General features: G+C 45.2%; 18 protein-coding genes and 1 pseudogene. 9 read left to right on the top strand and 10 right to left on the bottom strand.

The features are described from left to right. Positions 1–18: 18 nt before the first annotated feature. The gene (locus tag F0265_RS14355) at positions 19–699 is read right to left on the bottom strand and encodes a pirin family protein (protein ID WP_021456023.1); all 681 of its coding nucleotides are present in this window, start codon (positions 697–699) and stop codon (positions 19–21) included. A gap of 106 nt (positions 700–805) precedes the next feature. Here F0265_RS14355 and F0265_RS14350 point away from each other — a divergent pair, with 106 nt between their 5' ends. The 6 genes from F0265_RS14350 to F0265_RS14325 all read left to right on the top strand — a co-directional run bounded on the left by F0265_RS14350 (position 806) and on the right by F0265_RS14325 (position 4613). Then, entirely contained in the window at positions 806–1678 is an 873-nt protein-coding gene (locus F0265_RS14350) for a LysR family transcriptional regulator (RefSeq protein WP_171749385.1), read from the top strand. 276 nt (positions 1679–1954) lie between these two features. Next, a complete protein-coding gene (locus F0265_RS14345; RefSeq protein WP_171749384.1) occupies positions 1955–2461 on the top strand; it encodes an XRE family transcriptional regulator in 507 nt (168 codons plus the stop codon). A gap of 73 nt (positions 2462–2534) precedes the next feature. Next, a complete protein-coding gene (locus F0265_RS14340; protein WP_144397553.1) occupies positions 2535–2768 on the top strand; it encodes a hypothetical protein in 234 nt (77 codons plus the stop codon). Positions 2769–2771: 3 nt separating this feature from the next. Continuing rightward, the gene (locus F0265_RS14335) at positions 2772–3404 is read left to right on the top strand and encodes a queuosine precursor transporter (RefSeq protein WP_006962692.1); all 633 of its coding nucleotides are present in this window, start codon (positions 2772–2774) and stop codon (positions 3402–3404) included. Further along, positions 3382–4110 carry a metallophosphoesterase gene (locus F0265_RS14330; RefSeq protein WP_171749383.1) on the top strand — a complete coding sequence of 243 codons (729 nt, stop codon included), beginning with the start codon at positions 3382–3384 and terminating at the stop codon, positions 4108–4110. Before F0265_RS14335 ends, F0265_RS14330 begins: the two co-directional genes overlap by 23 nt. Continuing rightward, positions 4107–4613 carry a DUF2165 domain-containing protein gene (locus tag F0265_RS14325; protein WP_019277034.1) on the top strand — a complete coding sequence of 169 codons (507 nt, stop codon included), beginning with the start codon at positions 4107–4109 and terminating at the stop codon, positions 4611–4613. The genes F0265_RS14330 and F0265_RS14325 overlap by 4 nt, the downstream gene beginning before the upstream one ends. A 67-nt stretch (positions 4614–4680) precedes the next feature. Here the strand turns inward: F0265_RS14325 and F0265_RS14320 are convergent. Then, positions 4681–4815: pseudogene (locus F0265_RS14320) on the bottom strand (hypothetical protein); the annotation flags it as partial. A 373-nt stretch (positions 4816–5188) separates the two neighbouring features. Between F0265_RS14320 and F0265_RS14315 the strand changes: the two are divergent. Both F0265_RS14315 and F0265_RS14310 read left to right on the top strand, forming a co-directional pair. Further along, positions 5189–6697, top strand: a complete 1509-nt coding sequence (locus F0265_RS14315; protein ID WP_171749382.1) for a DUF3360 domain-containing protein — start codon at positions 5189–5191, stop codon at positions 6695–6697. A gap of 342 nt (positions 6698–7039) precedes the next feature. Continuing rightward, positions 7040–8860 (top strand): FG-GAP repeat protein, encoded by a 1821-nt coding sequence (locus F0265_RS14310; protein ID WP_171749381.1) that lies wholly within the window; start codon positions 7040–7042, stop codon positions 8858–8860. Positions 8861–9219: 359 nt separating this feature from the next. On the opposite strand, the gene tnpA is transcribed toward F0265_RS14310, so the two are convergent. The 8 genes from tnpA to F0265_RS14270 form a co-directional block, all read right to left on the bottom strand. Further along, positions 9220–9666: an IS200/IS605 family transposase gene (tnpA, locus tag F0265_RS14305; RefSeq protein WP_171749380.1), complete on the bottom strand. Its 447-nt coding sequence runs from the start codon at positions 9664–9666 to the stop codon at positions 9220–9222. A 173-nt stretch (positions 9667–9839) separates the two neighbouring features. Then, a complete protein-coding gene (gene pheT, locus F0265_RS14300; RefSeq protein ID WP_171749379.1) occupies positions 9840–12245 on the bottom strand; it encodes a phenylalanine--tRNA ligase subunit beta in 2406 nt (801 codons plus the stop codon). Positions 12246–12263: 18 nt separating this feature from the next. Continuing rightward, on the bottom strand, positions 12264–13247 hold the full coding sequence (gene pheS / locus F0265_RS14295; protein ID WP_006962705.1) for a phenylalanine--tRNA ligase subunit alpha: 984 nt from the start codon (positions 13245–13247) through the stop codon (positions 12264–12266). A 220-nt stretch (positions 13248–13467) separates the two neighbouring features. Beyond that, positions 13468–14610, bottom strand: a complete 1143-nt coding sequence (locus F0265_RS14290; protein ID WP_171340808.1) for a GGDEF domain-containing protein — start codon at positions 14608–14610, stop codon at positions 13468–13470. A 191-nt stretch (positions 14611–14801) separates the two neighbouring features. Next, a complete protein-coding gene (locus F0265_RS14285; protein WP_171749378.1) occupies positions 14802–15983 on the bottom strand; it encodes a hypothetical protein in 1182 nt (393 codons plus the stop codon). Positions 15984–15991: 8 nt separating this feature from the next. Beyond that, positions 15992–16792 (bottom strand): outer membrane lipoprotein-sorting protein, encoded by an 801-nt coding sequence (locus tag F0265_RS14280; RefSeq protein WP_171749377.1) that lies wholly within the window; start codon positions 16790–16792, stop codon positions 15992–15994. An 11-nt stretch (positions 16793–16803) separates the two neighbouring features. After that, a complete protein-coding gene (locus F0265_RS14275) occupies positions 16804–19194 on the bottom strand; it encodes an MMPL family transporter (RefSeq protein WP_171749376.1) in 2391 nt (796 codons plus the stop codon). 182 nt (positions 19195–19376) lie between these two features. After that, positions 19377–20165: a TetR/AcrR family transcriptional regulator gene (locus F0265_RS14270; protein ID WP_045984871.1), complete on the bottom strand. Its 789-nt coding sequence runs from the start codon at positions 20163–20165 to the stop codon at positions 19377–19379. A gap of 229 nt (positions 20166–20394) precedes the next feature. Between F0265_RS14270 and F0265_RS14265 the strand changes: the two genes are divergently transcribed. Beyond that, positions 20395–21486, top strand: a complete 1092-nt coding sequence (locus tag F0265_RS14265; RefSeq protein ID WP_171749375.1) for a PQQ-dependent sugar dehydrogenase — start codon at positions 20395–20397, stop codon at positions 21484–21486. Positions 21487–21513: the final 27 nt, after the last annotated feature.

The following is a 21513-nucleotide window of genomic DNA, read 5'->3' as shown; positions in this document are numbered from 1 at the left end:
CCTCACTATTGTGTCTAATTAAAAAGATTCGGTAAAAATTAGGATAAGCTGACTGTCTTTATGAGCGACGAAATCCAGCTCTGTTGTTCTAACCAAAGTTCCGGCCTGAATCGTTTCACCGTTGATGCGTGCTTCACCGCTGCTTAGGTAGGCCAAGACCTCACCGTTATGTGTTGTTTGGTAACCTTCTGTCGCCTGAACCATTTCGATCACCGTGTGGCTATCAAAAGTCTCCGTCTGGTTTTTACTTCCACCATAGATACGTGTTCGAACGTTGATTTCTGGGGTATAAGCTTTGTAACCTGCTGGTTCGCCTTTAGTTTCCGGTAGAACCCAGAGTTGAATCAGTTGGTTTGGTTCGTCATCTGGGTTGACTTCGTTATGCGCAAACCCTTCGCCACCAGCTCGCTGCACTTGTGCTTCACCTGCGACCAAACCTTTGCCATGTTCTAGTGAGCCTCCATGGCTTACTCGACCTTTTGCCATCACACTGATGACATCAATTTCGTGATGAGGGTGCATACCGGTCTCGCCATGTGGCAAGAAGTTAGCGTCAGCAAGATAGACGAAGTTGCCAATCCCATTCGCTGTTTCGGGACGTTTGCGCGCACCAAACACACGGTAATCTGTCACTACCTGTTTCTCTTTAAGCCCAGCGAATCCGCCTTGTGGTAATTGGTCTAATGTCAAAATTTCCATCGCTCAATCCTTGGTTATCTCGTTAAGTGATGAAGCTAGATTAGTTTGTTACCTAAAATTGATATATATTCATTCAGATACAACACTGTTCAATATTTGATAACAAATGACTGACCTTAATGATCTGATGGTGTTCGCGACAGTAGTAGAGAGAGGTAGCTTTACTCAGGCAGCGGAAGCACTGAATACACCGAAATCCAACATCAGCCGTAAAGTTACTCGGTTGGAGTCACAATTAGGTGTGCGGCTACTGGAACGCTCGACGAGAACACTGCACCTGACTGAAATCGGTCAGCGCTACTATCAATATTGCAAACGAATCAAAGAAGAATATGAAGCCGCAGGCAGTGCGGTGGAATCTATGCTGGAGAAGCCTCAAGGCCGCCTTAGGGTGTGTACATCTCTTGGTGTTGGCCAGTCATTACTAGGGGACCACCTTGCCGAGTACTGTCGACATTATCCGGATGTTGAACTCGATCTAAGCCTAACGAATCGACGTGTTGATCTCATTGAGGAAGGCTACGACCTAGCATTCCGAGTTGGAGATCTGCCAGACTCGGGGCTGATCGCTAAGAAGTTGTGTTCCATTAATCTTCGCCTTTATGCCGCGCCAAGTTTTGCAAAACATAGAATCAACACGCCCAGTGACCTGCTAAAACATCCACTAATGCTGATGAGCGCAAAAGAGCGCAGCCCCGACTGGCATCTACGTTGCGGAGTAGGAAAAACTGCATTGAGATTTGAACCAAATGTACGTTGCGATGACTTCTCTATGCTGATGAGAATGGCGATAAAGGGGTTAGGTATCACCGAACTGCCCGAGTACATGGCGAAGCGTGAGCTTGCAGAGGGTACGCTCATTAATATTCTTCCCGACTGGCAATTCGAACCTGTTGATTTGTATGCGCTCTACCCTAGTCATCGAGGGTCAACGCCTAAAGTTCGGGCATTACTGACTCATCTTTCGCAAGCTCTGTAATTTTCCAGCCGCAAAGCAATGAAAAAAGCCCGCCTAAGGCGGGCTATGATTCCAAATAAGAAAAATATAATTGGCAAGAATATAAATATTCCCCGATTAAAAAGGTGGCGACTCTAAACAGGTCAATTAACTGATAATTAACTCTGGATTAATAGTCTAAAAACATTTAGATTCTCGGGAAACAATTAAAAATTACACATTACATAAAAATAAATCAAAGAAATTTATTTTAATGAAACACAAGCATGAATTAAATCACGTTTGGTTGGCTAGTAGATGATAGATAAGATAATAAGGCTTATAACTGAAAGTAAGCACGATACAGGTGGTGTTAAGTTTCTCGCTCAGGAAATGGGCATAAAGTATAGTACGCTGTACAGCCTATATTCAGGCAAGAATAATAACCCTACAATTGACACGGTCGGAAAGATCTGTGATTACTACAACATCACTTTCTCTGATCTCTCCGATGAAGCGGCGCCGCCTCATCATTTTGACTCGTTGCACCCCGAGATTATTGAACTATCTCAGCAAGAAGGTATTGATGTATTCATTAAGAATAATCACCTTATTGATAGTTTACCCAAAAGTAGCCAGTTGATTTTTGAACCATTCATTCCTCCTTTGAAAAACAAAAATCATTATATTTGCCTCACAGAAACTGGTGAAATTGTCTTGAGAAAAGCCATTGAAGAAGATAATAAGTTTGTATTTATCTCATCCAATAGAATAATTCACAAGAATGATAATCCAATAATGCAACTTAAGAATGTCAAAATATAATTTCTTCAAAATAAGGAAAAAATGCTCTCGACTCTATTCCATCGATGGACTGGTGGGATTTATAGACAAGGAGATGTTTCGACACGCTTATATTGATAAACACGACGTCGATCTTCACAACGGAAAATACTCTATTTCCGACAAGCGGATCCGTGCGATCAATGTAAAAGAAAAAACCATCGAAATGGAAATATCCGATATTCCGGTGACCGTGACGATGAAAAGCCTGCTTACACCTTCAATCAGACAAGAACTCAATATTAGTAATGAAAATTTTGTCGCTATCTATCGCCAGATGGAGCAATAACCAATGAACGTACTAGAAAAGTCGACCATGCTCGCGACTCTAGGGCTGTTCTGTTTCCTAACTGCTTCAAACATGGCCGCAGCAAAAGCTGTTGAATTCTTCGGTATCCATCTTACGGCGGGGTTCTTCACCTACCCGTTTGTTTACCTCTTCTCTTCCATCATCATGGCGACGCGTTCTCCAGACGTGTACTTCAAATGTATTACCTTTGCCTATTTCGGTTACCTGTCGTTTATCAGCCTGATGTACATCGCTGCGATTCTGCCCGGCGTCAACGCCGAGTCGACTTACAACAAGAGTTTTGACCTAATCTACAATCTCAGTAATTACCGAATTTACTTATCCTCATTGTGTGCCTACTTCGTCTCAATGTTCCTGTTTGGCGTGCTATTTAACTCATTGAAGATTGAAAGCATCGCAATCAGAATTGCGTTGGCAACGCTGATCGTGGCACTCGCTGATGTAAACCTGTTCCTCATCCTGGCTTTCTGGGGTGTTAAAGCAAGCAGCCTACTGATGGACATTATGTTCTGGGCGAGCATTAAAAAGCTGGTTGCACAGCTGGTTCTGCTGGGGCCAACCCTCTTAATAATTAACCTGATCAGGAATAAACATGAGTACTGTGTTTCAAATTAGCGATTGCCATTTGAGCGATGAGTCGAGCTTTCAAAACCTAGAGAAGGCGCTGAATGTTGCAAATGCTGATGGTGATTGCGACACAATTCTGCTGACCGGTGATATCTGCTGTGGTCCTAAAACAGGCGACTATGCAAAGCTGCTGAGTTTTGTTTCCCAGCACGTTGATAGCAAAAAACAGGTTTATGCCATTGCAGGTAACCATGACGATATCGTCTTGATGAAAGATGAGCTGAAGGGTTCTTTGATTCAGGTGGTGGATCAATGTGAGATTGCAGGGCGTGATTTCATTTTCCTCGACTCAAGTCAGAAGCCTATTGATGCTCGACACCCTCTCGGCTCAGGCAGAATAGACAATCGCGGTATCGCTCACCTGAGAAAGCAAATCCGTAAGAAGAAAGATCCTATTGTGGTCGTACATCACCCTGTCATTCGTGTTGGCTCAGAGTGGATGAAAGCCATCTGCCTTGAGAACGACCAACAGATATTCAACATCCTTAAGCAATCTGGCGTCAGAGAAGTTATTTGTGGTCATGGTCATGATCATATCACCTGCACCAAAGAAGGTGTTACGCAGTACATGGCGCCAGCAACCGCTTATGGATTTGATCACTCCATTCCTGAATACAATCGAAGTGAACGTATCGGAATGAACAAATTTACTATTTCAAAACAAACAATAACTGTAAATGAGGTTGTGCTATGAGATTAAGCTTGGTTCTCGATATTTCGAAAGCCGTTGTCGCGATGTATGTGGGCGTATTCTGCGTACTGGTCAGCTATAACAATGTGATTGACTACAATACAAACTTCCAATTTGTGCAACACGTATTGGCTATGGACCAAATGAAGGCATTTTTTACAGGCGATAACCTGTATGGACGTGCGATCACTTCTCCGACACTTCACACTGTGTTTTACAATCTGATCATCGCACTTGAGTTCCTTGCGGGCGCTTTGTGCGTTATCGGCGCGGTAATTATGTTCTTCAAACGTGAAGCAGCTGGATTCTCCAAAGGTCAAGCTTTCTATGTAGCTGGTGTTACCGTTGCTTTAGGTGTGTGGTATTTCGGTTTTGGCGTGGTTGGCGCTGAGTGGTTCTCGATGTGGGCAAACTCATGGAATGGCCAGATGAAGGCATACACCTTCGCTATGTTTATCATTTTGACGTTGATTTATGTCCTGATGCCAAGACCAAACAACGACTAGTTCATTACTAACAGTAATTAAAAACCCTGCTGATTGAGCAGGGTTTCTTCTATCTAATCAGAAGTGATTAGTCACGCAGTGACGCACCAAACTTCTCAGAGACGTGAGCTACGATAGCGTCAACCACACCAGCAATATCAGCATCTTCAAGCGTACACTCAACTGACTGTAGCGTCAGTGCGATTGCTAGGCTCTTCTTACCCTATTATCTAACCTCTTCATACTTTAGGCTAACTCTACGACTAATGTCTAACTCACTGAGACTATTTGTTTTTTTCAGTTTGGTTTAAGGTACTAACAACTTCGATAATTGCGTTTATTTATAGGGTACTTGTTCTTTATCTTTAACAGTGAACCTCAAGCTTTTTACACCAATACCAACGATATTCTTGCTTGTTTCCGACCCTATTCTTAGTCAGTCATCTTCACTTTTTGATAATAACTCAAGTTACACCTAATAGAGATTTGTCGCATTCTTTGTAGCAAACACTAACTACTCCGCTACCTCTTAATGCCGGGAGTAAGTTACGTTTGTTGGAACAACACACCTCAGAGTGTGAACGAAAGGAATCAAAATGAGCAGTACTTTAGAGTCCACACATATAAGAACAGATAAGCCTCAACCCAATGAGGATCAACTAACTTATGAACAACAACACAAACCAAGCTCTGAATTTGAGTCTCGAGAGCAGTACCTAGAGCACGAATTGCAAATTATGTCGCCTAAACGCTGGCGCCCAAACTTGCCGTTTAAAGATTATCGATTTGAGATTGAAGACACCATCCCAGCAATGGCAGCGACCATTGGTAAAGTGGTAATGGTGGGTGCTATTGCAGCAACCTTTGCCGGATCTCTGGGGCTAAACGAAGGGTTTATTCTAGAAAATGTTCGTTATGAATTACTTATCGCTTCAGTTTTCATTATTCTTTTCTCTGGTTTTTTATTGCCAACCGCTAACCTCGCAGGTACACACGGCCCTCTCATCCCTTTGATTCCAATTGTTGTTGCCGCTGGCGGGCACCCGATGGCCTTTGGCTTGCTGATTGGCGCGTTTGGCTTATTGCTGGCCATCAGTAAAGGTGGCAGCATGTTGGCTAATCTCACCAGTAAAGGCGTGTGTGGCGGCTTATTGCTCTACCTAGGCTTTGTTGGGACCGTTTCTCAAGTCAAAAAGCTATTCGCTTGGGCTGAAGGAATTGGTATGAGTCACATTGCTTTCGTCGTGATCTTTTGCACCATTATTTTGTATGCGTTATTGGAACATTTCCGTAAGCGTTGGCTAGCCGTACCTCTTAGTTGCTTGCTGGGTGGCACGTTAGCTTTTGCGATGGGCGCACCGTTTACTTTTCAAACCGAGCCTGGTTTACCTAACATGAACCCTATGTATTGGTGGGGAGAAGATACAGGTTGGATGCTTGGCCTACCGACAATTGAACACTTCATGGTGGTGTTACCCTTTGCGATTTTAGCAGTGGCTATGTGGTCACCAGACTTCTTAGGACATCAGGTCTTTCAAAAAATCAGCTACCCAAAACGTACCGAAAAAGTACACATGAACATTGACGACACCATGACCACGGCTTCTATTCGTCAGACGTTTGGTTCTTTACTCGGTGGCACTAACTTCACCTCTTCATGGGGGACTTACATCGTGCCAGCAGCAATTGCTAAACGCCCTATTCCTGCGGGTGCTTTGTTGACGGCTCTGTTTTGTATCATCGCCGCAATTTGGGGTTACCCGATGGATTTAGCTATCTGGCAACCTGTACTTTGTGTTGCGCTAATCGTTGGTGTATTCGTCCCATTGCTAGAAGCTGGAATGGAAATGACGCGCGAAGGGAAAACCACTCAATCTGCCGCCATCGTTGTATTTTCATCAGCGCTAGTAAACCCTGCATTTGGTTGGTCGCTCACTATGCTGTTAGACAACTTAGGCTTAGTCGGTTGTAAAGAACGTAGCGGTGAACTGAGTAAAATGAGCCGCTGGGTGTTGCCGGGCATTATGTTTGTGGTGCTAACCAGTGTGATGGCGTTAGTTGGGCTTCTGCCAGGGATACCTGCGATTATCCCAAGCTTTCGATAACCTTTAGATACGAATTGAAGCTTTTGGGTATTTTACCTTTAGGCTATAGCAGTAAAAACACTAAGGCCTCGCAATGCGAGGCCTTTGGTTTCTGAGGTAATGACCAGCTAGCTCATTTTTGCCCCGAAACGTGTTATGAGCTAATGTACGAACATAGATTTTCAGTTAATTTTGACATACGAAAAAGTAATGATTGTCAAAAGGCAAGACCCGACCCCGTTATTCCTTTTAACGCAAAAGCAATAATAAACCGCCCAAACGCGCTATATATATTTATTCAGGTTTGTTATCTTTGATGCTGATTTTTTTGTTAAAATCATTAATTAATTCCTAAATAGTATTATGTTCATATCAAATAAAAAAATTACAATAGCGTTGTCAGTTGTGTTGATGTTGGCTGGTTGTTTATCTAGTAGTACAACGCCTAATAAAATATCATTAGAATTTGACCTAATCACAATCTCACCATCAATGGACGATAAGGCAACAACTTTTACATGGGTAGCTTCTGACAATGCCAATGAGTACTTACTGTGTAGAAAAGATGTATCAATGCCAAAGTCTTGTGATGTACTCGCAACATCTACGACTACTAGCGTCATCGTAAATGATATTGGTGTCATCAAAAATTTAACATCTGAATATTTTGTTATTGCAAAGAATTCTTCTGGTGAAATTGTATCAAATAAAAGGTCCTTGACACCTCAAGAATTAACGCCCCTCATTCAGTACATAAAGGCCTCCAACACTGATTCTGGTGACGCATTTGGTAGTTCAATCGCCTTATCATCTGATGGCAACACGCTAGCTGTGGCGGCGCCGTATGAAGCTTCTGGTGGAACGGGGATCAACTCAGGTCACCAAGATGACAATAATGCTAAGATTGGTGGCGCGGTTTACCTCTTTCGGTATAGTGCATCCACATGGATTCAGGAAGCTTACATAAAACCTGAACTTGGTGATAACTTTGGTAGTGCAGTCGCCTTATCATCTGATGGCAATACGCTGGCTGTAGGTGCGTTTTTGGGAGGTACGGCAAAGGTAAGAGGAGTCAAATCTGGCCACCGAGATAACAATAATGCAACCAAGTCTGGCGCTGTTTATCTCTTCCGCTACAGTGCATCTAAATGGGCTCAGGAAGCCTACATCAAGGCCTCTAATGCTGAGTATGAAGATAGGTTTGGCCATTCAATCGCTTTATCATCTGATGGCAATACTTTGGCTGTGGGTGCTTATGGTGAGGACTCAATTGGAACGGGGGTCAACTCTGGTACTCAAGTTGACTATAATAATTACAATTCTGGCGCGGTTTATCTCTTCCGCTATAGTGCATCTAAATGGGCTCAGGAAGCCTACATCAAGGCTTCTAACACTGATGGTAATGATAGATTTGGTAACTCAGTCGCCTTATCATCAGATGGTAATACGCTGGCAGTGGGGGCGCATGGTGAGGGTTCAAATGGAACAGGAGTCAACTCAGATACTGAAGCGAATTATAGTGCATCCGATTCTGGCGCGGTTTATCTCTTCCGCTATAGTGCATCTAAATGGGCTCAGGAAGCCTACGTCAAGGCCTCTAATACCGATCATTATGATAATTTTGGTATATCCGTCGCCTTATCTTCAGATGGTAATACTCTGGCAGTGGGGGCGTATGGTGAGAGTTCAGATGGAACGGGAGTCAACTCTGGTACAGAAATTAACAATAATGCAACCAAGTCTGGAGCGGTTTATCTCTTCCGTTACAGTGCTTCGACATGGGCTCAAGAAGCCTACATAAAGGCTTCTAATACTGAAATGGGTGATAGGTTTGGTTATTCAGTAGCCTTATCGTCAGATGGTAATACACTGGCTGTGGGGGCTATTTATGAGGCTTCAGATGGAAAAGGGGTCAATTCTGATGCTGGAGCTAACAATAATGCTGCCAAGTCTGGCGCGGTTTATCTCTTCCGTTACATTACCTCGACATGGGTTCAAGAAGCCTACATAAAGGCTTCTAACTCCGAATATTTTGATTACTTTGGTTTTTCAATCGCCTTATCATCAGATGGTAATATGCTGGCTGTGGGGGCGCCCTACGAGGCTTCAGATGGAACAGGGGTCAACTCTGGTAATGAAGAGAACAATGGGACTTCCACGTCTGGCGCGGTTTATCTTTATTAACTCGATGTTACTGCATGAATGTAACAATTTATCGTATCGGCACTTAGTGCGCACCTAAAACCACACTTTCGCTAGTGTTATGTCATACATCGCACTAGCTCTCACAACTGAATTTGCCATGCCTGTAGTTATCCATGAATTATAAGTTTAGGGCGAAGCACTGGCACATTTGTAAAAAGTGCTCGGGGTCAGGTCTTTCATTTTGCCCTAGTCAATTTTATCCGAAAGCCCGACATTTACCAGAAATTGTAACACGAAAATGTCCACTAATGAGTTAGCGCACTACTCCTTTTGCCCCAAGTAAAAATCCACCTGCATAGCAGGTGGCTTTGGTTGGCCCCCTATAAGGGGGCTCACTGCTATTTATCTAACCCTAGAAGCATTTGTCGCTCCTCTTCTTCTTTTCCCACACGATCTTGATGCCTGACATATCTACGTATAATTTCCTCGTTCATCCCTACCGAATCAACAAAGTAACCTCGTTGCCAGAACTTATTACCCCAGAGCTTTTTCTTTCTCAAATACGGAAATTTGTTAAACAACCTAATCGCTGTACGACCTTTAACAAACCCCATGTAATTTGAGATACTCATGCTCGACGGAAGCCTCACGACTAAATGGACATGATCAATTTGGACGTTAAGCTCGACAACCTTGCATTTCTTCATATTGCTGTAAACGTAGATACTCCGATAGAGCTCTTTGCCTAAATTTCCTTTCAGAATCTTTAGTCGATATTTAGGTGTCCAAACAATATGATATTGGCACCGATGATAAACGTGTGAAGCGGATTCATATCTGCTCATGTTCGTTATTTCCTTCATTTGTTGGTTGCAAACGAGGACATCTTGAACATGAGCGTTCTTCGGGCACAGCCCAAAAGAACGATCACCACCTTCTAAAGAAGGTGGTTTAGGGCCAGAAAACAAAAAGGCCTCGCGATTGCGAGGCCTTTGGTTTTCTATCTAATCAGAAGTGATTAGTCACGTAGTGACGCGCCGAACTTCTCAGATACGTGAGCAACGATAGCGTCAACCGCGCCAGCAATGTCGGCATCTTCTAGCGTACGCTCTACAGATTGTAGCGTCAGTGCGATTGCTAGACTCTTCTTACCTTCTTCAACGCCCTTACCAACATAAACGTCGAATAGTTTCGCGTCTTTCAGGAACTCGCCACCTTGTTCTAGACATGCTGCAACGATGTCGCCAGAAGCGACTGCTTCGTCAACAACGACCGCGATGTCACGACGGTTTGATGGGAACTTAGAAAGCTGCACAGCTTCTGGAATCACTTTAGTGTTGATTGCAGACCATTCCACTTCGAATACGATAGTACGGCCGTTTAGACCAAACTTACGCTCAAGCTCAGGGTGAACTGTACCGATTACACCTACTTGCTTACCATCAACGATGATTGCAGCAGATTGACCTGGGTGAAGTGCTGGGTTCGCTGCTTTATCTTCAGCCGAAAGCGCAGCAAAAGAGTAAGCGTTTTCGTTTGCAGTAAGCTCAAGAACGGCTTCTAGATCGCCTTTCAGATCAAAGAAATCAACCGTGTTGGTTTCGATGTCCCAGTGCTCTTCGCTGCGAGTACCCGCGATAACACCTGCAAGCATAGGCTCTTGGCGCATGCCGTTTTCAGCAGACTCACAAGGGATGAAACGTAGGCCGTATTCGAATAGACGAACACGTGGCTGTTGACGTTTCTGGTTGTGAACAACAGTGTTTAGTAGACCTTGGATTAGGCCTAGACGCATTGCTGACATATCCGCAGAGATTGGGAATGGCAGGATTAGCGGCTCAACACCTGGAACAACAAGCTTCTGCTGCTCTGGCTCAACGAAGCTGTAAGTGATTGCTTCTTGGTAACCACGGTCAACAAGTAGGTTACGAACGCGTTTTAGCGGAATGTTCGCTTCAACGTGGTCGTGCATCTTAAGTGCTGCCGCTGGGTTTTGGTTAGGGATATTATCGTAACCGTAGATGCGACCTACTTCTTCAATTAGGTCTTGCTCGATTGCGATATCAAAACGCCATGTCGGTGCTGTCGCTGTCCAACCAGTGTCAGTTGTTGATACTGTTAGGCCAAGACGCTCTAGGATTTCAACAACATCGCTGTCTGCAATGTGGTGGCCTAGTAGGCTGTCTAGTTTAGTGCGACGTAGTGACACTGTATTTGCTTTTGGTAGGTCAGCTTGTGACTCTTCAGCAACAACAGGGGCTACTTCACCGCCACAGATCTCAACGAGAAGTTCTGTTGCACGCTCCATTGCGCTGGTTTGTAGTGCGAAATCGACACCACGCTCAAAACGCATTGAAGAATCAGTGTGTAGACCGTAGCTACGAGCGCGGCCACGGATGTGGTCTGGTGCGAAGAATGCACACTCAAGTAGCACGTCTTTAGTCTCAGTCGTTACACCAGACTCTTCACCACCGAAGATACCTGCGATAGCAAGTGCTTTGTTGTGGTCTGCGACAACGAGAGTATCTGCGTTTAGCTCAGCTTCGTTGCCATCTAGAAGAGTTAGCTTCTCGCCCTGCTCTGCCATACGAACGACGATACCGCCTTCGATCTTAGCAAGATCAAATGCGTGCATTGGCTGGCCTTGCTCTAGAAGAATAAAGTTAGTGATGTCTACCACTGGGTCGATAGAGCGGATACCACAACGGCGCAGTTTCTCTTGCATCCATAGCGGAGTTTCAGCTTGAACGTTTACGTTCTTAACCACACGGCCAAGGTAACGTGGACATGCAGCAGGTGCTTTCACTTCGATAGAAACAGTGTCGTCAATCGCTGGAGCAACAGGGTTAACTGCAGGCTCAGTTACGTCAGCACGGTTCAGTACGCCAACTTCACGCGCCATACCACGGATGCTGAAGCAGTCAGCGCGGTTAGCTGTTAGGTCTACGTCTACTGTTACGTCGTCAAGGCCTAGGAATTCGCGGAAATCAGTACCGATTGCTGCGTCTTCTGCTAGTTCCATGATGCCATCTGATTCAACGTCGATTCCTAGCTCAGAGAATGAACACAGCATGCCATGTGATGGTTGACCACGTAGTTTTGCTTTTTTGATTTTGAAATCGCCTGGTAGTACAGCACCAACAGTCGCAACCGCAACTTTGATACCTAGGCGACAGTTAGATGCGCCACAAACGATGTCTAGAAGTTCTTCAGCGCCAACATCTACTTTGGTTACGCGTAGTTTGTCAGCGTCTGGGTGTTGAGCACACTCAACCACTTTACCTACTTTAACGCCAGTGAAAGAACCAGCTACAGGTAGTACGTCGTCTACTTCTAGACCCGCCATTGTGATTTGGTGTGTAAGTTCGTCAGTCGATACCGCAGGGTTTACCCACTCACGAAGCCATGATTCGCTAAATTTCATAGTGATGGTTCCCTTGGATTACTTGAACTGTTTTAGGAAACGAAGGTCGTTCTCGAAGAACGCACGAAGATCGTTTACGCCGTAACGAAGCATAGTCAGACGCTCAACGCCCATACCAAATGCAAAGCCAGAGTATTTCTCAGGGTCGATGCCTACGCTGCGAAGTACGTTCGGGTGAACCATGCCACAGCCTAGAACTTCAAGCCATTTGCCGTTCTTACCTTTCACGTCTACTTCTGCTGAAGGCTCAGTGAATGGGAAGTAAGAAGGACGGAAACGAACTTCCACTTCTTCTTCAAAGAAGTTACATAGGAAGTCGTGCAGAATGCCTTTAAGCTGTGCGAAGTTTACGTTTTCGTCTACTAGCATGCCTTCCACTTGGTGGAACATTGGCGTGTGCGTTTGGTCGTAGTCGTTACGGTAAACGCGGCCCGGTGCGATGAAGCGGAATGGTGGTTTACCATTTTCCATCGTACGGATCTGAACGCCAGACGTGTGCGTACGTAGCATTAGATCTGGGTTAAAGAAGAACGTGTCGTGGTCAGTACGCGCTGGGTGATCTTCTGCGATGTTTAGTGCATCAAAGTTGTGGAATGCATCTTCAATCTCAGGACCAGACTCAGTGTTAAAGCCTAGCTCACCAAAGAACTGTTCAATACGCTCAACTGTACGAGTCACAGGGTGAAGACCACCGTTCTCGATACGACGACCCGGTAGAGTCACGTCGATAGTTTCTTCAGCCAGCTTCGCTTCTAGCTCTGCACGTTGCAGTGCGTCTTTGCGTGCGGCAATCGCTTGTTGAACTGCACCTTTCGCTTTGTTGATCTCTTGACCAGCAGTACGGCGCTCTTCTGGTGGTAGTTTACCTAGGCTTTGAAGTTGAGCCGTTAGCTCGCCTTTCTTACCTAGATACTGAACACGCACTTCATCAAGTGCGACTAGCGAATCAGCAGCTTCAATTGCTGCGCCCGCATTAGCAATGATCTCTTCTAGATGTTGCATCGTTTCCTCATCTACCTTTAGGTAGTTTCCATAAGGGTTCCCGCGAGGGATTTTTGGTATTTTCAAATAGCTGTACATAGTAACGAAAGCGAGGTCTAAATCCAATCTGAAATCGGGATTCGACCTCTCTTTGGGTAAAAAATCAGCTTAATGATTGTTCGAGTTCATTAAGCCCAGCTATTTGGGTCTGTATCGACGAGGAAACTGGCTGGATTAGACACTAGCGTGAAGTGTCATAGGCAGAGGAATGGAGCGGTTGCTCACACGTCGCAACACAGTTGCGTCCTTGCGATTTGGCTTTGTAGACCGCGTTATCTGCCCCCTTAATGAGATCATTGAAATCTCTCATTTCATAGGTACGTTCTGCTACACCAACACTAATGCTGCCACACCAGATGTCATCACCTGCGGGCACACGCATTTGAGCAACAATTTGTCTCGTTTGTTCCGCCACATGCGCGCCTCCTTCGACGTCAGTATTAGGGCAGATGACGAAGAACTCGTCCCCGCCCAAACGACACACCAGATCATCACTGCGAAATGAGTCATTTAGCGTCTGAGCTAACTCCACCAGCAAGCGGTCGCCAGCGTCGTGCCCCGCGCTATCATTCACCTGTTTGAAATTGTCAGCATCAATCATGATGCACACCAAAGGCTCTTGATTGAGGGTTGACTCATGCCAGTATGCTTTCAGTTTGCGAATCGCACAGCGTCGATTGGGAAGCTGAGTGAGTGGGTCAGTTAAAGATAGCTCTTCAAGCTGCTTATTCGCTTTGGATAACTGTTTAGTCCGCTCTTTCACTTTATCTTCTAAGCACTGATTCAGTTCCAGCAGCTCTTTGTTTCGGTCAGAAACCTGTTCGAACAAACCATTGAGCGCCTTAAGAAGCGGTTCCGTCGAACTGTCTTGTTTCTTCTCTTCACGCTCATAAGCGGTCTTTGGATCCACACCCGCCTGAACCTGCTTAACCTGACGAGACATATTCTGGTCGATGCCAAGGATATGGTAAGCCAACCAATGAATCAGAAAGTTAAACAACTGCTCAGAAGCTTTCTTGTTTTCATCACTGATGAACGCCTGCATGCTGATAATATCCGTCATAAAAGCGCGGTGTATTTTGACATGGCCTTCAATATGAGCGGGGTGAAGCCCTACCGAATGCATGAGCGCTTCTTCTTCTTTGAAATGAAATTCTGCGTATCGAGATAATTCAAACAACGCCATGCGAATATCTTGTAATGACATATTATTCTTGGTGAGCAACTCTCCATATCGATTGATGATCTCGACTAGGTATTGGTGTTGTTCATCAACATCGTCTAAGCCGGTTTCGTAGCAGTTATCCCATTGAAATGACTTCATTCGCTAATAGCCTTCAGAATTATATTTATCACATTGCACTGTCAGCACGATGCATAAAAACCATAAATGATTTATGGATTTTACATAGGAATGTAGCGATGCTAAGGACTTAAATACAAAAAAGGGAGCTGGATCAGCCCCCTAGAGTTTGGAATAAAGATCACGTTTAAAAAGTGTTATTGAGCTCTCACTTAGAAGTAATACTCTAACGACACTTCAATGAAGTCATCCTTGCGCGCGAAGTACAATAAGTCGTCAGGTGTGTCATTCTCAAACCACCATCCATCAACTCGCCATTTAAGGTGATTGGTCAATCGACTTGACGCTTCCAACTTAGCACTGAACACATCACTGTTGTCCAGATCCTGAGTGAATCCGAGTAATATTTCGGTACCATCCTCATCGTTCAGCTCGAAACGTGAACCGAAGAACACATCGTTTTGACCGGTACTTTGAGCATTGTTGCCTCGACTGTCATAGAGATACTCTGCGATAAGCCCGACATCCCAGACACTTTCCAATGCACCAACAATGGTGTATTCAAACCCTGAAACCAACCCAATGTGGTGATCAAAACTGTCACGATAGATGCTCTCGAGTTTCCATAGCCAGTCGCCGACAATGCCTTGAACATCCACGCCGACTTGCTTCGCCTGAGCGTAGTAAGGCTTCAAGTCTGCCCCTTGAAGACGGAAATACGGGTCGCGATTGGTCCCTTGAAAGTAGCTCAACCCTAGATCCCAATCTCCAAACATCTGGGTGTATCTCAGCGCATAATCAACGTGCTGCTCCTCACGCGAAGATTCATAAATCGCACCCTCTGAGACTGGCAATGTCGTCCTCAAACGCCCGTCTTGGCCTGCAAAGGTACGTTCACGGAAGTAAGGAAGAAGCATAGCGTCAAGAATTCCCCAATCTTTGACTGAAGTCAGGTGCAACATGGATTGCCCTAGCTTGTCTTCGCCGTCCACCGCTTCAATCGAATCGGTTTGATTCACCACATCGACCAGATGTGCAGACTCAGTGACACCCCAGAAAACCTTTCCGATCCCGGCACGCAGCTCGTAGTCATCCCAGTAGGTTAAATAAAGCGCTTCTCGAATGTCGCCGTGACTTCGCTCATGATCTTCGCTGTCCAAACGATAAAAAGGTGTGAAGGTAAAATCTGAATTGTCATCAATCTCCCAATAAAATTCAGGCTGTAAGACGATTGAACTTTGACCTTTACCTTGCCCCTGAAGTCCGTCGGAAAAGAACTGTCGATGCTCAAGATTGACCTGGCCTGAGAGCTCGAAACCATGGCAATGTAAGGCAGCTAGCGTCAGTGATACACAGGCCGCGAGGCGACCTGTCTTATTCCATATTTTGCTCATAGCGATCCTTATTTCACCCGTTTGAGGATATTCTTCTCAAAATCTCTTGCTCTCAAACCAGTCTGAAACTGGAGATCACTAGTAGTAAGCAGCGTACTCTTGCCTGTTTGATGGTTCGTCATCGCCATGGTGTGGGCACGCCAATATTTATCTAGATAAAGCTGGTAATCATCGAATTTAAGCGTTTTCAGCAGTGACCCTTTTCGGTCATAGAATTCAACCTGCATTGGTCGGTAATGCTCTTTATCCAGCCAAACTTGCTGTTTGGTGTAACCCGAGTTTTTGTCTGTTGGTATCTGCTCGACAACGAAAGTGCTGCTTCCTCCGAACTCTTCATCACGGAGGTAAGTGAAGGTGTATTTCTCCAGCTCAAACGAGCTCAAGTCTTCGTAAGCAAATTCACTGCCCATAAACGGGCCGGATTTATTGCGTGAGGAAATCCGTTTAACTCGTTTAAGCGCTGGTAGATATAGCCATTGGTCATCAGCATCGATAGTATGCGAGTGGTTGAGAAATGCCGTTCCTTTGACGTCTCTTGGCTGATCGAAAATCGTCAAACCTTTATCGCCGTCATCAGCCACTTCAAATGATTTCATACGCATTTCGCGAGTGCTACTCTCACCTTGAGCATTTTTCAGTACCATTTGCATGGTTGCGATTGAGTCACCCCACCCTTCATCTCGCGCTTTGCGTTCGGTCGCAATTTCCAGTCCTTTTTCTGCGTTAGCAAACGCCATAGACTGACCGCCGATTGTCAACAACGCAGACAGCGCGACCGATGTGATCAATGAATAATTTGAACGTTTCATAGTGTATTCCCTTAACTTTGTGTCTGAGGAGCCGTTGTTGGCTGAGTTGAAGTGGCGGCTGATGTCAGTGATTCGTTTTCCTGCGCGTAGCTCGCGGTATCAAAGCGCATCAACAACGCTGGTAGGAAAACAAAATCAACGACAAGAGCAATAAAGATCACCATGGCGCTTAACTGGCCCATATCTGCATTAAGTCTGAACGTGGACATGGCCAGCACAGTGAACCCTGCAACCAGAACTATGGTGGTGATCCATAGAGCTCGGCCTACAGTGTGAAAGGCGTAGCGAACGGCTTGTTCGGCGTTTTGCCCTTGTTTACGTGCACGTTGATATTTCGAGAGAAAGTGGACGGCATCATCAACAACAATACCCAATGTCAGAGTGACAACCACAGACAGACCTAGGTTTATCTCACCAGAGATCAAGGCCCATAAACCAAAGCCAATAATTGCCGGAGCCATATTAGGTACAATACTGATCACACCAAGTCGCATTGACCTCAATGCAAAAATCATCAAAGCAGAAATCAAGATCAAAGTGATAGGCAGTGTCGACAGCATGCTGGCCATGTTGGTCTCACCAATGTGTGCAAACATCAGCGATGGGCTTGAAGCCAACACGTCGTACTGCGAGCCGTTTGCCTTAAACCAGTCGTAAATTCGATTCTCTAAATCGACCAGTTCAACACTGCCCAAGTTGTCGATGGTCACCACCAGTTTGATCGACGATTTATCGACATTAATCTGGTTATTAAGATCAAGGCCATATGGCAGTGACATTTCATACAACAGCAAATATTGTGCAGCGAGTTCTCTTTGCAGAGGCAGCTTGTAGTAACTGTCATCATCGCCATGCATGTTCTTGTTCAGGCGTTTATAGACATCGGAAAGCGTGGCGACATGATCCGTTTCTGGCTGCATACGAAGCCAGTCAGTAAAATTGCTAATCGTCTGGAGAAAAATAGGATCCGCAATCCCTTGGGACTCATGGGTTTTCACCGCAATACTGATGGTTGTCATGCCACTGATGCGCTCTTCCATGAAATCTGCGGCGCGGCGAAACTCATTGCGCGAATCAAAATACTTCACCGATTCATCATTCACCTTATTCAGTGGAATCAGTGCTGCTGATACCGCAATGACAACGACAGAAATAGGCAGCAAGGCTTTGCGATTATTCACTACCCAATCGCCAAGCTTATCCATCGAGTCGCTGGTTTTCCCATTATCGGTCTCTTTTCGCTTCACTTTAATTGGCAGCAATTTGAGTAGCGCTGGCAACAAGCTGACTGACAGAAAACACGCCAACATAACACCGAGCGCTGCCAAGTTACCGAAATCTCTCAATACCGGTGAATCCGACATATTCATCATCAGGAAACCAATCGCTGTAGTCACTGAGGTAATGACGATCGGCATGAAGTTAATCGAAACACTGTGGTCGATCGCGTACTGCTTAGAATGGCCTTTCTGCATGCTCTGACGCATCGTTGCGATAACATGAACGCAGTCTGCGACAGCCAACGTCATCACTAAGGTGGGAATATTGACCGTAGCTGTACTGAGGAACATACCAGCCCAACCCGATAACCCCATGGTTGCAGCGACTGAGCCGATGATCACCACAAGCGTGGCTATCACACTCAGGAAGGAACGCAGCATAATGGTCAAAAACACCAGTATTACCAGCAACATGGCTGGCACTAATGTTGAGCTGTCATCCTGAGCGGCGACCATGAAAGCATGGTTCATTGCAATGATCCCTGCTTTATGGAACTCGACATGAGGATACAACTCACTGTATTTGCTTAACAGTTCATCGACTCCAGCAACCACCTCGAGTGCTTCCGCCGTCTCATCGATTTCAGGTAACTGAACGGTGACATTCACCACTGTCACATCGCCTTTTTCAGAGATCAGGGCGTGCTTGACCACAGGTTCAGACAAAGCAATCGCCTTAACCTTTTCGATGCGTTCTGGCGTAAGAGGATAATCTTCCAACAGAAGATCCTCGACAATCAGGTCATCTTCAATGGCTTCGGTATGCTGATAATTGGCAATGGAGTCGACTCGGCTTGAATAAGGTACTAGCCAGGCTTCTTGGGTAAGCTGTTGAATCAGCTCTAGAGTTTTTGGCTCAAAAACGTTGCCGCTTTGGGGGGAAATGATGATTGCGATGTTATCGGATTTGGCGAAAGTGGTTTGTATTTCCTCATAAGCGAGCAGTTGTTGGTTTTTTCCGTCAAAAAAGATGTTGTAGTCACCACGGAAATAGAGATTCTTTCCTCCAAAAGTGGCAGCGGTGACCAGTGCTATTGACAGTAGGAGTACCCAACCGCTAAATCGGGTGGGTAAGGTTAACCACGGGTGTGGTTGATTTGGATTAGAGTTGGCTGATTTCATCACACTCTCCGTTTGTGACGTTTCGTCAAAAGTTGTTATTTAAAAACCAGCTAACGCTGGCACTTAAGTAACAAAGCTCGTGTTTGAATGATTCAAACCTTATCGAGTGTCTTTTTTTGACGATTCGTCATTTAGAGAGTCAAATAAAACCCATAACGGGCTTTATTTTAGGCTGAAGTAGATTAGCGTCCGACGGAGTTGAGATATTCAACCTCTTGACTAAATAGCTCCTGCTCTACTCGGCGCCAGGTTTTCTTGTAATCCCACTCACTAGAGAGAGGTTTCCAGTTCAACCCATCTAACAGCATATTCGCATTATGGAGCACAGAGAACGGGTCCTGTAGGCGATTGATACAATGGCTATTGGACGCGTTTTGCGTAAGGGCGTTAGACCCAAAAGCAATCGACCAATTGGCAAACACTATCGCATCTGAGCTGATACCTGGTGAGAACTTGAGGTCACCACTTTCAACCGCGTAGTTAACCAGTTGATCGGCGCCTTCTATCACTTGCTCTTCCAGCTCATTTAGCTCTTTAACACGTTCTGGCGACGCCTTCTCAAGTACAAAAGGATTTTTCGCCATTAGTGCACACATGGACAAAATCGGCTCCATGCGCGTGTAGATACGATAGCCTACATGCATCGCTATGATTTTTTCCCGTGTACAGCCTTCAAAATCTGCAGCGCGGGCGAATAACACAGCTTCGCTTTTCAGAGAATGAATACAAAGCGCAACAATCGCGTCTTCTTTACTACTAAAGTGATTATAAATCGTACCTTTCGAGTAAGGGCTTGCTGCCGTTAGCTTGTCCATGGTCAGGTTACTCCACCCTTCCTTTTGAACCAGCGCTTTCGCCAGTAAAATCAGCTCTATTTCTCTATCGGCAATGGCCTGTTGTTTCTTGGTTAACCCAAAACCACAACGGACGCCGTCTTTTTTATCACTCTTTTTACAGCTAAAGCCAAACATGATTATTTCGATCCGTACCCGTATGTTGCTCCTTAACTTTCTAATTGTACCACGAATCATAATATTGCGATAAACCACAATTATGACGACTCGTCATTTTTGACACTTCGTCATAATAGATCATATATTATTCAAATAAAAGATTTATTCGTAGATACATACATAAAAACTATGAATTATTATCGTGCTACACTTTATGCACTTATCTGAACTGGAGAGACAATCCCACGTGTTCAAATACTTAGCTTTACCGCTTGCTACTTTTACATGCTGGACCAGTCCGGCATTGTCAGCGGACTACTCAACAGAAAAAATTGCTTCAGGTTTACTGGTTCCTTGGGGAATGACGTTTGCTGACGACAACACGTTGCTGGTCACCGAACGCAACGGCCATATTCTCTCGGTCGATATCGCTACAGGGAAAAGTACTCAGCTTATGGAAGATCCTGCTGGCCTTTATGCCAACGGTCAGGGAGGGTTGCTCGATATCGCGATGTCTCCTTTCGAACCGAACAAAGCGTATGTGACCTACAGTAAACGCACCACTAGTGGTTCAGATACCACTCTTGCTACCTTCACATTTTCAGACGGTAAGCTCACAAACTGGAGAAATATCCTTACGACAACATCCAATTCCTCGACCAATCGCCACTATGGTAGTCGGGTGACCTTCGACGATCAGTACCTCTACATGAGTGTCGGCGATCGCGGAGAACGAGATAATGGACAGGACTTAAGTACCCATGCGGGTTCGATTCTCAGGTTGAACCCTGACGGTTCAGCAGCCGAAGACAACCCTTTCGCCGAGCAAAAAGGCGCGCAAAAGGAAATCTGGAGCTTTGGTCATCGTAATCCACAAGGCTTGTTTTACGATTCAGCAGCTGGCGCTTTGTGGTCGATAGAACATGGCCCAAGAGGCGGCGATGAAATAAACCTTATTCAACCGGGCTCAAACTATGGCTGGCCAATCACTTCTCACGGTAAAGAATACTGGGGGCCGATTAATGTCGGGGAATCTAAAGAAAAAGAGGGGATCGAGTCACCAGTAAAGGTTTATGTTCCCTCCATCGCTCCCTCAAGTTTGCTTTTGTATCGAGGAAAAAACTACCCTGAACTGAACGGGAAGCTTCTCGCACCCGCTTTGAAACTAACCCATATCAATGTCGTCACGCTAGACAAAAACAATCAAGCAGTAGATGAAATTCGAATATTGTCAGAGCTTAACGAACGTATTCGCCATGTCATCGTCAGCCCTAAGGATGAACTCATCTTTAGTACTGATCAGGGCAATATATACCGCCTTGTTCCAACTCGCAGCTAAGAAAAAGGCCCGTTATTACGGGCCTTT

Origin of the sequence: Vibrio sp. RE88 (assembly GCF_013113835.1) — a bacterium.
Taxonomy (GTDB): Bacteria; Pseudomonadota; Gammaproteobacteria; order Enterobacterales; family Vibrionaceae; genus Vibrio.
The sequence above is the reverse complement of the archived record's forward strand: the minus strand, read 5'-3'. Positions and strand labels throughout refer to the sequence as shown.

Bases quoted from the DNA above. Each gene is read 5' to 3' on its own strand.
- F0265_RS14310 (WP_171749381.1), top strand. From the start codon at position 7,040: ATGTTCATATCAAATAAAAAAATTACAATAGCGTTGTCAGTTGTGTTG.
- F0265_RS14340 (WP_144397553.1), top strand. From the start codon at position 2,535: ATGTTTCGACACGCTTATATTGATAAACACGACGTCGATCTTCACAAC.
- F0265_RS14325 (WP_019277034.1), top strand. From the start codon at position 4,107: ATGAGATTAAGCTTGGTTCTCGATATTTCGAAAGCCGTTGTCGCGATG.
- F0265_RS14275 (WP_171749376.1), bottom strand. From the start codon at position 19,194: ATGAAATCAGCCAACTCTAATCCAAATCAACCACACCCGTGGTTAACC.
- F0265_RS14330 (WP_171749383.1), top strand. From the start codon at position 3,382: ATGAGTACTGTGTTTCAAATTAGCGATTGCCATTTGAGCGATGAGTCG.
- F0265_RS14350 (WP_171749385.1), top strand. From the start codon at position 806: ATGACTGACCTTAATGATCTGATGGTGTTCGCGACAGTAGTAGAGAGA.
- F0265_RS14345 (WP_171749384.1), top strand. From the start codon at position 1,955: ATGATAGATAAGATAATAAGGCTTATAACTGAAAGTAAGCACGATACA.
- F0265_RS14355 (WP_021456023.1), bottom strand. From the start codon at position 699: ATGGAAATTTTGACATTAGACCAATTACCACAAGGCGGATTCGCTGGG.
- F0265_RS14290 (WP_171340808.1), bottom strand. From the start codon at position 14,610: ATGAAGTCATTTCAATGGGATAACTGCTACGAAACCGGCTTAGACGAT.
- F0265_RS14315 (WP_171749382.1), top strand. From the start codon at position 5,189: ATGAGCAGTACTTTAGAGTCCACACATATAAGAACAGATAAGCCTCAA.
- tnpA (WP_171749380.1), bottom strand. From the start codon at position 9,666: ATGAGCAGATATGAATCCGCTTCACACGTTTATCATCGGTGCCAATAT.
- pheT (WP_171749379.1), bottom strand. From the start codon at position 12,245: ATGAAATTTAGCGAATCATGGCTTCGTGAGTGGGTAAACCCTGCGGTA.
- F0265_RS14285 (WP_171749378.1), bottom strand. From the start codon at position 15,983: ATGAGCAAAATATGGAATAAGACAGGTCGCCTCGCGGCCTGTGTATCA.
- F0265_RS14335 (WP_006962692.1), top strand. From the start codon at position 2,772: ATGAACGTACTAGAAAAGTCGACCATGCTCGCGACTCTAGGGCTGTTC.
- F0265_RS14280 (WP_171749377.1), bottom strand. From the start codon at position 16,792: ATGAAACGTTCAAATTATTCATTGATCACATCGGTCGCGCTGTCTGCG.
- F0265_RS14270 (WP_045984871.1), bottom strand. From the start codon at position 20,165: ATGTTTGGCTTTAGCTGTAAAAAGAGTGATAAAAAAGACGGCGTCCGT.
- pheS (WP_006962705.1), bottom strand. From the start codon at position 13,247: ATGCAACATCTAGAAGAGATCATTGCTAATGCGGGCGCAGCAATTGAA.